This window comes from Budvicia aquatica DSM 5075 = ATCC 35567 (assembly GCF_000427805.1).
Taxonomy (GTDB): Bacteria; Pseudomonadota; Gammaproteobacteria; order Enterobacterales; family Enterobacteriaceae; genus Budvicia; species Budvicia aquatica.
This window is the reverse complement of sequence record NZ_ATYS01000074.1, coordinates 1-13,224: the sequence shown is the minus strand read 5'-3', so window position 1 is coordinate 13,224 and position 13,224 is coordinate 1. Positions and strand designations below refer to the sequence as shown.

Here is a 13,224-nt window from a genome sequence, read left to right as displayed (position 1 = left end):
GAACTCGCCGCCGGTGCGTTAGTCGCCGTTATCGGCACATCGACTCCCCCGCCAAACGGGGCATAACTCCAGTTCACCGTGGTCAATGAGTTATCCACATCACCATCAAGGTCGGTGTAGTCATAGGTCATGACCACCGTGTCACCCGTGGACAGTTGTCCCGGCGTGGCATAGGTACCGCTAAAATCAACCGCCTGCGTTGCATTGTTAGACGGGGCACTCAAGACAGGGACTCGCCCCTGCACCGAACTGGTTGTCGGGGTACTCGCCGCCCACACGGAGCCGGACGTCATGCCCGCCAAGGCCAGCGCCAGTACCACCTGCTTGACTCTAAAATTCACTGTCATCGTTCATTCCTTTTTATTGCTGTCTGGCACTGAGCCATCTAACCGGGATTTCCCCGCATTGGTATTTATCAATACACGTGTCGTCAATCTCACCGCCTGCCCTGAAATGACTGTCCATTAACCTCATTGAGGGGGCTCGGTGCCGTGGCACTCTAGTCAGGGTCAATACGCCTATCGCCTTACGGCACGTACGTCACCTTCAGGCCGAAGCCCTGGTCACCACACGTCACACCGCTGTTACTGTTGGCGTTAGTCCTCGGGGTAAACTGATATCCCCGCACCCCGGTATCAAAACTGTTCAGCGTTATCGCACATCCCGCCGTATTGGGGCCGTCTAACTCCCACTGCACATTAGGTGCCGGGATACTGGTCGTGATATCCACGTTGGCTGCGTCAAATAACTTTACGGTATAGGTCACACCCACCTGCGGGCTGTTACCTGTTGTCAGTAAATCCACGCCGGCTGGGTCTTGTATCTCCGCTCTGACCACCAGACTGGTACTACTTGTCCCGATGAACGTCACGGTCTGCGGATTACTCATCCCGTAAACACCAAGGTCTGCCCGCACAATAAACGNCCCANTNANCGTACTGACCAACTCTTCAACGTAGTAGTTAATCCCTGTGCGCACATCCACCGGGGCCCGAAGAACCTGAAGGCACGGTAAAGGCTGACTGGCCGCATCCAGCGGACACGACCCNCCNNCCGCCACCACNGGCACNACNGCCCCCGTCACTGCATCCGTNACCTTCCAGACCGGCGTNACCAGNGGGTCATTCACCGCCTGNCTCTGNTGGTCTTCNANGTGAGCCGANAGCTTAATCACATCCGTTGGNAANCCCGTTGCCGGNACGCTGGCCGCACTTTCTAACGCCAGTAAGCCCTGACGCTGCTGACCGACGACAATATCNACNGGGTTAGAGGTCTGCTGACGNCCTTTTTCATCCGCTAACGTCACCGACAGCTGATAATGGTTAATATCACCGGGGCCTGAACGCCATGCCGGTAAGGTGATTTGCCAACCTTGTGGGTTATTGACGCCCCCGGTAGGCAGTATGGCCAATGGGACCGTATCGCCATTCCAGGTCACGCTAGTAATGCGGTACTTGTTCTTGACCAGCGGTTGCATTAGATGGGTATCACCCTCCAGCAACGTGGCGGGGACAGCGGCTAAGTCCACTTCCAGTAAGCCGGANTTTTCTTTGTACTCCAGAACGATGTCNTNATTACGGTCAACCATGTCGTAACGACTNCCGCGNAGGGTGCGCATCGCCCCGACATTGTCCGGGTCAAGCTGCTTGTTCAGGGCAGTACCTAACTGATAGTTCAGTTGCAGGTCAAACTGCGCCTCCTTTTGACCTCCCTGACCCTCCTTGTGACTGGCCTTAAGCGTTGCCAGCGGGAACGGGGTATAGTCCACTCCCAGCGTCACCGCACGCGGGTCAGATTGCAGATTGTCTTTACCGAACAGGGCCACTTCATCGCCAAAGTACTGTTCGTAAACTACCGAGGCACCCAGATGCGGATACACCGGCAGATAACCCTGAGCACGGACATCAAAGCCTTTCGCTGGACGCTCTAAGTAATCATCAAAATCTTTGGAGTCTTTCCAGCTACTCAATGGATGGTAGTAGTTGGTGGCCAGCTTGGTGTAGTCGGCCCACAACTCAAGCCCCAAACCCAGACGGCTGTGATTACGGCTAAAGTCCTGATCAAGGAAGGTATTGGTCCCCAGTAACCATGTCTCTTGGTCCCAACGTACGCCCAGACCGAAATTGCCGATGGTTCGCCCATCCTGGTCATGTACCCCTATCTGAGAGAAGGTCACCACATCGTCATTTTCATACCACGGCGTGAACAAGGAGGCGGAGCTCTTGCTCAGGTCGCCATTGTCATCTACCGTCAGCGTGACCCGGGCTTTACCAAACTTCCCCAGCAAGTCCTGAGCCTGCTGCTGAACCGGATTCAACACCTCAGCTTTGGCTTTATTTTTTGCCCAACTCTCGGCTTGATTTTGCACCTGGTCGCCGGTCATGTTGTTCCAGTCCTGATTGCCCACTGACTGAGCAGCACTGGCGGCTTTCATTTCCAGTGCCGAGGCAGGCATCCTGCCATCCTTGTCGGCTTTGGGTAACGGGGCATTCCCCATGCCGAGTTCCGGCAAATTATTCACGTACAGACCCGATTCATCGGTGGTCGGCAATAATGGGGAGTCCACAGGTAAGAGCAAACTTTCGCCAGCCTTCATCGCCTCCCGACGGTTAAGCCCACCGTTATTCAGGATACGCAACTCCGCCACCGTAATGCCGCTTTGCAGGGCTAACTGGTACAGGCTACTGTCAGCCGGGACGACATAGAGGCGGGTTGTTGAGGTGGCAGAAGAGATGTCATTCTGTGCAGCAAAAGCCGCGGTCGAAAAACCATTACTCATGACACAAATTGCTATAGCCGAAAGACGCATTGTTATTTTCATTATTCCATTCCCTTTGCGCCGAACGCGCTATCCTAATTAAATGGCCATCGAATCGGAAGTGGTACCGAACGAGCAACGCCAAACAGAATTACCCGCTGATGACGCTTTCGATTTAATACAAGAAATACCGGGGTCAAACAGTGGTCTATCGGGTAAATCAGTCAATGCACAAATATATTTCCTGCCAATGAAAGATAATGACTACTGATTCACCAAGCCGAACCTATCAATAGAAAAACATTAATCTAAACTCATATACACACTAAACAGAGTGTGAACCAAGACTCTGAAATTCGACACGATTTCGGGTACGTTATTGAATTAATCACAACGCTTTAGTTACAGATAAAATAGATAGAAAATCAATTTAAAAACCTAGGCGATATCACCTAATCATCGAGTAACCCGCCGCGAGTGATATTAATGAGATTATACAGAATAAAAATGAATGCAGATCAACAGATCGCATTTAATGAATAAATCAGATTATAATACTGATTATTGAATGTAAAATAACCAACAAAAGGGATATTCGTTGAATTTATCACCACTCACAGATTTTTAGATCAAAAAAAGATAATTATTAGTCGTTATATTTATTGTGTAAAACGTGACATGAATCAATAAATGGAATGATTGTTTGTGCGGTTTTTTTAAATAATGACTAAGCTTGAAACCGATGTAAATTTGAATTATTTCACATTGAACTGAATAGGGTGATAGACGTAATAGCAATTCATTTAACATGCTCACCAATTTCAAAAAAACAGGATAACAAAAATAGCGAATAATATTAACAAACCCATTCCACCTGTATTTTAGATACGCATCATCGTGAATGACAAACAATAAATAGCCTGTGTATTATTTCAATTTAATGCAATCTAATGAAACCTTATTTTGCATTATTTATTATCAACAATGGTCATGCCGGGAATAGGGAAAACATCCCGATATAATCGATCAAGGCAATGCAACCATCGGTCACCTTTCGGGGCTGCCGTCCCACAGTTGGATATGGGGTCAACCTCCGCGCGGTACACTCGCCGACCTTCACAATCGCGACGAATTGCACTGACACGATTAAATGGCGTCAACATGAATATTGGGACAGTTCAGCGACGACAAAACGCCCATAGCACGCTAGTTAGATAGAGCTTGCTGGGCAAATGTCTTACTTTGATACCGTTCATACAGACTATCATACCAATGAAGAATGCATTCAAGAGCAAAATTATCAAATTATTCTTGAAGTAAAAAACGTTAAACTGTTAAACAATATCGATATCGATGAATCACACGGTTAGGGTTGAAAAAAGATCGTTTTCTTGAAATACATCTTGATGTTGTTACCTCTGTACCAGATCGGCTCAAACCGCATAGCTTTAATGGCCAGGATAGATGTTTCCTTGAAGCCGAGATTTGGAATGTCCTTATTCAGAACCTCAACTGATTCAACGAAACCGTTAAGCCCGACCAAAAATCGCACGTTTACTTTCACTATTTTATTGAAACCGATAGACCGCGCTTCTTTCGGGTATTTAGTCGTTGCATCTGTCAAAATCTTATAAGTGATCCCGCCAGAACCCAATGCCGTATAGGTGCCGTCACCGTTCGTGACAAACTGATCGTTACCCGCAAGTTCGCCAGTTCCTTTACCAACGCCAGATCCTTCCGTTTTTTCCATGCCGTGGGTAGTGCCACTTACACCGACGGCACCACCAAAACCAGCATTAACTTTATTGCTGTTGCCATCTTTACCATCGGTGTTGGTCTTAACCTGTTTTCCCATGTCCCGTCCATCCTTTTTCCCCTGCTGATCAACGTTTTTGTCAGTTTTTTTTGCAAGTTTTACACGAGGCTTCGGTTTCTTTTCTACTGTAGACTCGATCGACTCAGTCAATGGTTTCGTCTCTTTGATAACTGATTTCTCGAGCAATGTTGTCGATTTTATCGATATTTCCGAGGCAGCTAAATCTTGTAGTACGGCGTCAGACATCCTCTCTGACATCGCGACAGTTTCCATTTGTTTAACTTCGTTAAACGGGATTGGCATTTGTTCACCGTCTGTTTTAGGTGCTTCTTCTTGGGGTGTATCATTCTGTTGTCGTTCTTTGGCGTAATTTCTCGCGCCATCGCCGCCTTCTCCCGCATTACCCTGGCGCCCCTCCTTCTGAATATCACCAAATCCACCGCTATTGCCCGCAGGACCACCTAGTTCAACCGTTAACATATCGGTACCACCAACCGACGTAGCATGAATAAGCGTTAGTATCGCCATGAGCACAATGACTGCCACGTGAATACCAACAGATGTCGCAAAGGATGTCTTCCAACTAAGCGATTTCATCAAAGTCACTGCATTTTTCCTTCAGTCGCAATCGATACCCGCTCTATTCCGGTCTGGCGAATAGTATCTAGGACAGCAACTACCTTGCCGTAGTAAGCATCCATATCCCCACGCAAAACAACAGTAATTTTGTCACTTTCCAGCGTTAAAAGAGAAAGGCGCGATGCCAGAACATCAAGTGAAACCGCGTCCTGTTCCAGAAAAATACGACCATCATGCGTAATAGAAACGGGTACCGTCTTAGTTGTGTCAACTTTTGCGATTGAAGCATGGGGAAGATTGAGTGCTACCGTACGTTGTGTCACCATCGTCAACATACTCATCATAAAGAAGACCAGCAGGAAGAAAATTATGTCAATCATCGGGATGATCATCAGAAGAGGTTTCTCTTCCATTCTTATAGAACGAATCTGCATGGTTTAGTCCTCTTTAATCGAAGTCAGGCAAAGGCTTGCCCCCATCTCGATATTAGAAATGAGACGATTAACCACCTGAGAAAGCCATACATGAATCATCATCGCGACGATAGCCACGAGAAGACCAAAGGCTGTTGCGACGAGAGCCTCAGCAACACCGCCTGTGATGGCAAAGGGCTGACCTTCGGCAATAGAGAGCACATCAAAAGAGTTAATCATACCGGTCACTGTACCAAGTAACCCTAGAAGTGGCGCGATTGTCACAATGGCGCTGACGTAATTGAGGTGGTCTTTAAGCCGAGACGCGGCCGCAATAGATTCACCTGATAGAAATTCAGAGAGATTGTTGACCACTCTGCGGTGAGCGATTGCATTAGTCAGCAATCCTCCGACAATCCCACCGGCCTTTTCGCAGAGAGCTGTTGCTTGACAATACTCTCCATCCATCAGTAATTGCGGGAGATGAGCCTTGATAAGTGCCATATTTGTGCCACTGCGCCGATACAATGAGAAACGTTCTACGGCGATTGTCACGGTGATGAGGGATGCTACCAAGAGCGGATACATCATAAATCCGCCCGTGTTGAACAGTATAAAAAAATCAGTCATGGTGAAGTTAACCTCTTTAACCGGGCGGAAACAGGCCCGGTTAATCGATATAAACAATGTGTTAATATGTCGCTTTAATACCGACAAAGAAAGAACGCTCGTTACCTGGAATGAGTGAGCCAAAACCTGAGGTCACATAGTCGTAGTATTCTTTATCAAAGACATTTGTGACACCACCATACACTTCAACATTTTTTACTGGCGAATAATGTACGCTCATGTCAACAATATCACGCGACCCAACGATGCCGTCATCTTCTTTGTTGGCATCAGATAGGTAATTGTTGTAGGAACCATAGTAGGTATATTTGATATCTGCCGACAGATTATCGGTGAAGTTATACTTTCCTTTAAGTGATACTGAGTGTTCTGGAACTTTCATTAGTCCACTTTTTGTGTAATCAATCGTGTTTTTGCCATTCTCCATTAAGAACTTGCGCCCTTTATCATTGTAGTCAGAGCGTCCATTCAGCCAAGCATAGGATTCTTCCAGAGTCAACTTTCCAAAAGTTTGTTGAAAAGCCACATCGGCTCCCCATCTCCTTGTTTGAAGCAGGTTCATGGTATAAGCGTCATTAACACCCTGCAAATATATACGATTAAGTTGATTATCTGTGTTCGTCATCCAAAATGTGGCGTTAACAGTCGAGAATGCCACTTTGTCGCGCAAACCCATTTCATACATATCGTATATTTCATCTTCAGCATTCGTAGTAAAATACCGTTTCTCACCATTCACAACCGTTTGATCGCTAATTTGCAGGCCATCAGGCAATGTGTAGCCGCGTTCATACCGCGCATAAACACGACCCGTATCACGATAAAGATATGCAGCAGATAGCTCAGCCGCAGTATTCCATCGGTTTGATGTCCCTGCTCCGGTTACAGTTCCCCCTTTATCGAAAGACCATTTTGCCTGTTCGCGCCGTAACCCTTGAGTGAAAATGTACTTATCCCATTTAAGGCTATTGAGTGCATAAAGCGCTTTTACATCTTTTTCATAGCTAAAGTTATAAGGTACTCCGTAGTATTTACCGGCACTATCTTTCTTATAACTACCAATATAACTTATTGATGCGTCTTGTTTTGAGTAATCAAACCCTAAAAGAATATTACTGTCATCCCAATAACCGATGTCAAATTTGAGTTTGGCTCCTTGACTTTTTTGGTCGACTCTCTGTTCCCAATTAGCATTATTAGTATAGAAACCGTCCGTATAGAAAACATCGCTTATGAAATGTAATTGCTCAGTTAAATCGTTCTGATAACTAAGGTTGTAGCTGTCGATATCTCTATCACCGGTTAAGTAACCACTGATATTCTTTTTGATGAGGTGTCCATCTGAATCAACCCCTACGGTAACGGTCTTATCAGGTGGTACGTAGTCTTTATCATATTGCTTGATCTTATTGGCTGTCAGCGTCTTGATATATTGTGACTCCTCTGACAGATGGCTGGCTCTTAACAAAAGACTTTGATTCGGCATCAAATCCCAACGGAGCCCAGCAGAATAATATTCAGAATTGCGGTATGTGTCTTTGTAGTACAGATCCCTGTCCAGTTTGGTGGCTGTTCCCAGAAAAGAGAATTTTTCCCCCATTTTGCTGCCGATGCTGCCATTCAATCGATAGCCATCCGAATTCCATTCAGCCAAAACTGAACTTTTGGGGTCTTTCAAGCCGCGAAGATTCGTTGTTATATTGATGATCCCACCAGCCGTGCCTGAGCCATAAAGCACACTGCCACCGCCGGGAATGATTTCAATGCGTTCAATTTGCTCGATGGGAACAACATCGTAATTTGTTGAATAAGGGTGGTTGGAAAGTGTCGTAATTGATGCACCATCTAAAAGAACTTGTAGATTTCGTTGTGCGGTTTCAGAACCTTGTCCACGAATATCAATATCGCCTTGCCCTGTAGTATCAACGCTAATGCCGGGAACTGATTTGAGGACATCTGAGATTGTGCGATTTCCTCGTTCCTGAATTTCTTCCTTTGGAATAACGATAATTTCTTTTGTATCCCGTAATCGCTCAATTTCAACATAATCCGGACGCACATAACTGTCTTGCAATTCAATGGTATCTGTATATTCAGGACTGTCGGCATCAGTTGCGCTAACGCTCAGAGGAAGTGTAGAGAGAATGGCAAGCCAGGCTAGTGTGGGTTTAAGGGACAATCCGTTGTGTACAAATAGAGGATAATATTTCATCGATCACGCCTTTAAATGATAATGATAATGATAATGATAACTATTCGCATGATATTCAAAATGAGAAACTAATACAAATTTTAAAAAAATATTGCAGTTACAGGAGATAAGTAAGCGATGACGGTTCATAACAGCAGATACGATAAAAATCACTTGTACAGCCGACAAACATGAGTCGTCGCGCTAGGAAAAAGGACTTGTTCTGAAAATTGTGTAAATGCTTAATTCCGATAACGTGTTAAATCAAAAAGGATATAGGCAATGACTAAAAAAAACACAGTTACTCACTTCGCCATAGATCATTTATCGAAGGGTAAAAATCACCTCATCTTGACTGGATTATTCGATTTTTCTCATTTTGTTTGACAGTTGGTAATAAATAAAATGACAATGCGGATGATAATCACTATCACTATCACTAATTGTAATTTATTCAGGATACTCAATATATGGACCGTAAAGTCCCGTCGACTTATCCAACATTAAAACCATTAACCTATGTCATGTTACTGGCTGTAGCCATCTCTTTCCCGGCGATAGCAAACAACGCAGCAACGCCAGAAACAACATCCGAAAATAGTGACGAAAGAATCGTTGTTATCGGTGGTAATACCGCACTAAAAATTGATGTCCCTGCGGCCGAAACACCAAGAGCGTTGTCAGAAGTGACTCAACAAAACCTGAGAGACCGAGGGGTAAGAAAGATTGATGAAGCCATGCGCTACAGTGCTGGCGTTCAAGCTACGCCTTACGGGCCAGATAATATCAATGACTGGTTAAAAATTCGTGGCTTTGAGTGGTCACGTTATCAGGATGGACTTCAAACACTGAAGGAAAGCGGTTTCTATGGTTGGCAACAAGAAGCTTACGGCGTTGAACGCATTGAAATGCTGAAAGGCCCAGCATCAATGCTGTATGGACAGAACCCTCCGGGGGGCTTAGTTAACGTCATCACTAAACGCCCTACGCGTCTGAAGCAAGGTGAAGTTGAGGTCTCATATGGATCTGACGATTATCGCCACCTAGCGATGGATACTTCCGGTCCGGTGACAGATGAAGGTAACGTATTGTATCGTTTAGTCGGCTTTGCCCGAAAAGCGAATGGACCGACGGATGGCGCTCAAAGCGAGCGTTATTATATCGCGCCAAGCGTGAGTATTGATTTCTCTGACAATACTCACCTGACATTGCTAAGCAGTTATATGAAAGACAACACTAATCAAACCAGCGGTTTTAAACTGCCTTATGGCACACTTCATGACACGCCTTATGGTAAAGTCGATTATAAGATGAGCTACGGTGAGCCTAGTTACGCCGCCAATAACTCTGAACAGTTTATGGTGGGGTATGAATTCAAACACACCTTCAATGATAATTGGACTTTCCACCAAGATATGGCTTACAGCTATATGAACCTGCTGTTACGTGGTGCCTATGGCTTGAGCATGATAGATGATCGTCACGTTAATCGAGGCCTGACTTACCGTAACGGCAGTGCTCAAAGCTGGGCATTGGATAACCGCATGGTCGGTAACTGGTCCTTCGATCGTTTTGAACATACTCTGCTACTCGGCATTGATTATTTCACTGCAAATTCACGCGGCAAAGATGCCAACCTGTACAGCTTCGGCGCACCTCTGGATATCTTCAACCCAGTCTACGGTAACTATCAGCCGATATCAGACAGTGACCTGTTCAACCACAATACCAAACGCCGGCAGACTGGCCTGTATATTCAGGACCAGATTCGGTTTGATGATAAATGGATACTGTTAGTCGGTGGCCGTTACGATAAAGCAACATCTAACGATAACCAGCCAGATACGTATGATACTATTAACATGAACGACAGCAAGTACACCCAAAGTGCCGGTTTAATGTATCTGTCTGATATTGGTTTCAATCCCTACATCAGCTACTCCGAGTCATTCCAACCACTGTCTGGCAGAAATAACAACAATAGGCCTTATGAACCACAAACCGGAGAACAAACCGAGTTGGGTGTGAAATACGTGCCAGACTGGTTTAACGGTTATATTAATGCTGCCGTCTATGAACTGTACCAGAAAAACACGCTAACAACCGACCCAGTTAATCCGTCAGTACGTACCCAAACCGGTGAAGCCCGCTCACGTGGATTCGAGTTTGAGGCCGTTGGCAATGCAACCGATGACCTTAAGTTCACTGCCAGCTATACCCTGAATGAAATCATCACCACACAATCGCTAAATCCTCAAGAAATCAATAAGCGCCTGCCCGCAACCCCTCGTAATATGGCATCACTGTGGGCAGACTACAATTTACCCGGATCTCTGCACGGTTTCACTGTGGGTTCAGGCGTACGTTATATCGGCAGCACCTATGGCGATTCAACGAACACCCGCGAGATGAAAGTGCCCGCTTATACATTGTGGGACGCGATGATCCGTTATGACATCAATAAAGAATGGCAGGTACAGGTTAATGCCAACAACTTAGCCAATAAGAAGTACGTTAGCGCCTGTGACTATTGGTGCTATTACGGTGATGGTCGTACCGTTACCGCTAAGCTAAGCTACCATTGGTAATACTCTAACATTAGCAATGAAAAACGGGCATCCAAAAACGGGTGTCGGTTTTTTATTTCTAACTGAATACCACGACCTATGGAGTAAGCATACGGTAAACTCACAATTCCAATAATTTTTTGCTTGTGTAATATCGGCGACATCGTCACCCCTGAGGGTTTTACCATGTCGAGCAGTNACACTATTGAGCAAAGAAAACAGCATATTAATGATTGGCGTACTAGCCGTCTGACCCGGCAGCAGTACTGCCAACAGCATGGCATCAGCGTCAACACCTTCAAAGGCTGGAATAAACAAGTCAACAGGGGTGAAAAAGATCCCATCGGTGCGACCGCCTTATTGCCCGTGCAGATAAGACAAAACGCTACCCCGTCTGTCGCGCCGACCGACCCCGTCATGGTTTACCTACCCGGTGGATGTCGCGTCGCCTGTCAACCCGGTCAGCTAACTGATGTCTTTCGGGCACTGAAATATGCTGAAGCCTGAACACCTGTTCCTTGCGGTCAAACCTGTCGATATGCGTCAGGGTGTCCTTCAGGCGACTTGGCATGAAGGCGCCGCCTTTGTTTTCGCCAATAAAGCGCGAACGCGGATCAAGGTTCTCCGATGGGATAAGCATGGCGTATGGCTCTGCGCCCGTCGTCTCCATCGAGGGCACTTCATTTGGCCCCGAGCCAACGACACAGCTTGGTCTCTGACCCCAGATCAATTCGAGTGGCTTATCAGTGGCGTCGATTGGCAGCAGGTCGAAGGGGATGACCTGACAAAATGGGTCTATAAGGAAGAAGTGGCTGACCGNTTTTCGCTGTAATTTNAGGCNCTAACNGCATGATTAATGAGCAATGATNCGCAAAATAGTGTATCATTCATGTTATGAAAATAGCGACGCTCNCCACCACTAATGACATTGAACTTTTACGCACATTGGCGCTTGCCATGGTGCGNGAAGGCGCGTCGGCCCTNAATGCAAANNTGCTCGTCTTGGCTGAAAAAGATAATCGTATTAGGCTNCTNGAAGAAGCGCTNATGCTGGCCCGNCAACACCGNTTTGGCCGCAAATGCGAAGCCCTCTCCGGCTTACAGCGNTCGCTTTTTGAAGAAGATACCGACGCCGATATTGCCGCCGCTGAAACCCAGTTGGAAAGTCTGTTACCAAAAAGCCCGTCAGACGAGGCTGAACAACATTCAATACCGGCTCGCAAGCCATTACCTGAGCAGCTTCCTCGCGTGGAAAAGGTTATCTNGCCAGCGTCAGATAGCTGNCCCGACTGCGGNCACGNCCTNCGTTTTATCCGTGATGAAGTCAGCGANCGGTTAGATTATATCCCGGCGAGCTTTGTCGTTAACCGTTATATCCGTCCACAATACAGCTGTGATTGCTGCCAAACGGTGGTCTCTGCTTCTATGNCTNCAACAATCATTCCCAAGGGATTACCTGAGGTTGGATTGGTCACGCAGGTTGTTGCCAGTAAATACCGTGACTATCAGCCGCTCTATCGCCAAAGTCACATCTTTGCCCGTGATGGTGTTGAGATCCCCGTCAGTACGCTGGCCGGATGGGTTGGTGCTGCCGGAGTGGCCCTGGCGCCACTGGCAGAGCTGCTCCGTCTGGACCTGCTGAAAAGAACCGTGGTGCACGCCGATGAAACGCCGCTGCTGATACTGGATGCGAAACAGGGCGGTAAAGCATGCAAAGGGTACCTGTGGGCCTATGTTAGCGGTGAAAAAACAGGTTCAGGTATTGTCTGCTTTGACAGCCAACCAGGTCGGGCAGCCAAATATCCTGAAGCGTACTTAAGTGGCTGGAACGGTAGCTTGGTGAGCGATGGGTATGCCGCTTATCATCCCCTGAATAATGGCGGCGAGGTGGTCAATGTGGCCTGTTGGGCTCATGCCCGCAGGGGTTTTGCTGACCTTTTTAAAGCGAATCATGACCCTCGAGCAGAAATGGCGCTGAAGATGATAAGCCAGCTCTATAAATTGGAAAAAAAGATCCGGCACCGAGGGATAGATAAAATCCGGCAGTGGCGACAACGGTACTCGAAACCGAGACTTGATGCATTATGGACATGGCTGGAGCGACAGGTTGAAGCCTGTGCGTCGAGTTCAGCGTTACACAAAGCGATTAAGTATGCACTGAATCACAAAACCGAACTTTGTCGGTTCCTAGATGACGGTGGATTACCCCTAGACAATAATCGATGTGAGCGAGCAATCCGTCCGGTGGTAATGGGAAGGTCAAACTGGCT

At 46.7% G+C, this 13,224-nt stretch carries 9 protein-coding genes and 1 pseudogene; 4 read left to right on the top strand and 6 right to left on the bottom strand.

Annotated elements, in window-relative coordinates:
- The 6 genes and pseudogenes from YWE_RS0119400 to YWE_RS27900 all read right to left on the bottom strand — a co-directional run.
- Window positions 1-347 (bottom strand): annotated as a pseudogene (locus tag YWE_RS0119400) (SinI family autotransporter-associated protein); the annotation flags it as partial.
- 179 nt (window positions 348-526) lie between these two features.
- On the bottom strand, window positions 527-2,383 hold the full coding sequence (locus YWE_RS0119395) for an inverse autotransporter beta domain-containing protein (RefSeq protein ID WP_428829283.1): 1,857 nt from the start codon (window positions 2,381-2,383) through the stop codon (window positions 527-529).
- 1,741 nt (window positions 2,384-4,124) lie between these two features.
- Window positions 4,125-5,180: an energy transducer TonB family protein gene (locus YWE_RS0119385; RefSeq protein WP_029096018.1), complete on the bottom strand. Its 1,056-nt coding sequence runs from the start codon at window positions 5,178-5,180 to the stop codon at window positions 4,125-4,127.
- Window positions 5,177-5,587: an ExbD/TolR family protein gene (locus YWE_RS0119380; RefSeq protein WP_029096017.1), complete on the bottom strand. Its 411-nt coding sequence runs from the start codon at window positions 5,585-5,587 to the stop codon at window positions 5,177-5,179. The genes YWE_RS0119385 and YWE_RS0119380 overlap by 4 nt, the downstream gene beginning before the upstream one ends.
- A gap of 3 nt (window positions 5,588-5,590) precedes the next feature.
- Window positions 5,591-6,196: a MotA/TolQ/ExbB proton channel family protein gene (locus YWE_RS0119375; protein WP_029096016.1), complete on the bottom strand. Its 606-nt coding sequence runs from the start codon at window positions 6,194-6,196 to the stop codon at window positions 5,591-5,593.
- A 61-nt stretch (window positions 6,197-6,257) separates the two neighbouring features.
- Window positions 6,258-8,408: a TonB-dependent receptor gene (locus YWE_RS27900; RefSeq protein WP_071605900.1), complete on the bottom strand. Its 2,151-nt coding sequence runs from the start codon at window positions 8,406-8,408 to the stop codon at window positions 6,258-6,260.
- Between the two features lie 449 nt (window positions 8,409-8,857).
- On the opposite strand from YWE_RS27900, the gene YWE_RS0119365 reads away from it, so the two are divergent.
- From YWE_RS0119365 to tnpC, 4 genes are all read left to right on the top strand, one after another.
- Window positions 8,858-10,975, top strand: coding sequence for a TonB-dependent siderophore receptor (locus tag YWE_RS0119365; RefSeq protein WP_029096015.1), 2,118 nt, complete (start codon window positions 8,858-8,860; stop codon window positions 10,973-10,975).
- Between the two features lie 165 nt (window positions 10,976-11,140).
- Window positions 11,141-11,461: an IS66 family insertion sequence element accessory protein TnpA gene (gene tnpA / locus YWE_RS32030; protein ID WP_029096014.1), complete on the top strand. Its 321-nt coding sequence runs from the start codon at window positions 11,141-11,143 to the stop codon at window positions 11,459-11,461.
- A complete protein-coding gene (tnpB, locus tag YWE_RS0119355) occupies window positions 11,448-11,786 on the top strand; it encodes an IS66 family insertion sequence element accessory protein TnpB (RefSeq protein WP_029096013.1) in 339 nt (112 codons plus the stop codon). Before tnpA ends, tnpB begins: the two co-directional genes overlap by 14 nt.
- A 62-nt stretch (window positions 11,787-11,848) precedes the next feature.
- A partial coding sequence (gene tnpC, locus YWE_RS0119350) for an IS66 family transposase (RefSeq protein WP_029096012.1) occupies window positions 11,849-13,224 on the top strand: 1,376 nt, incomplete at its 3' end.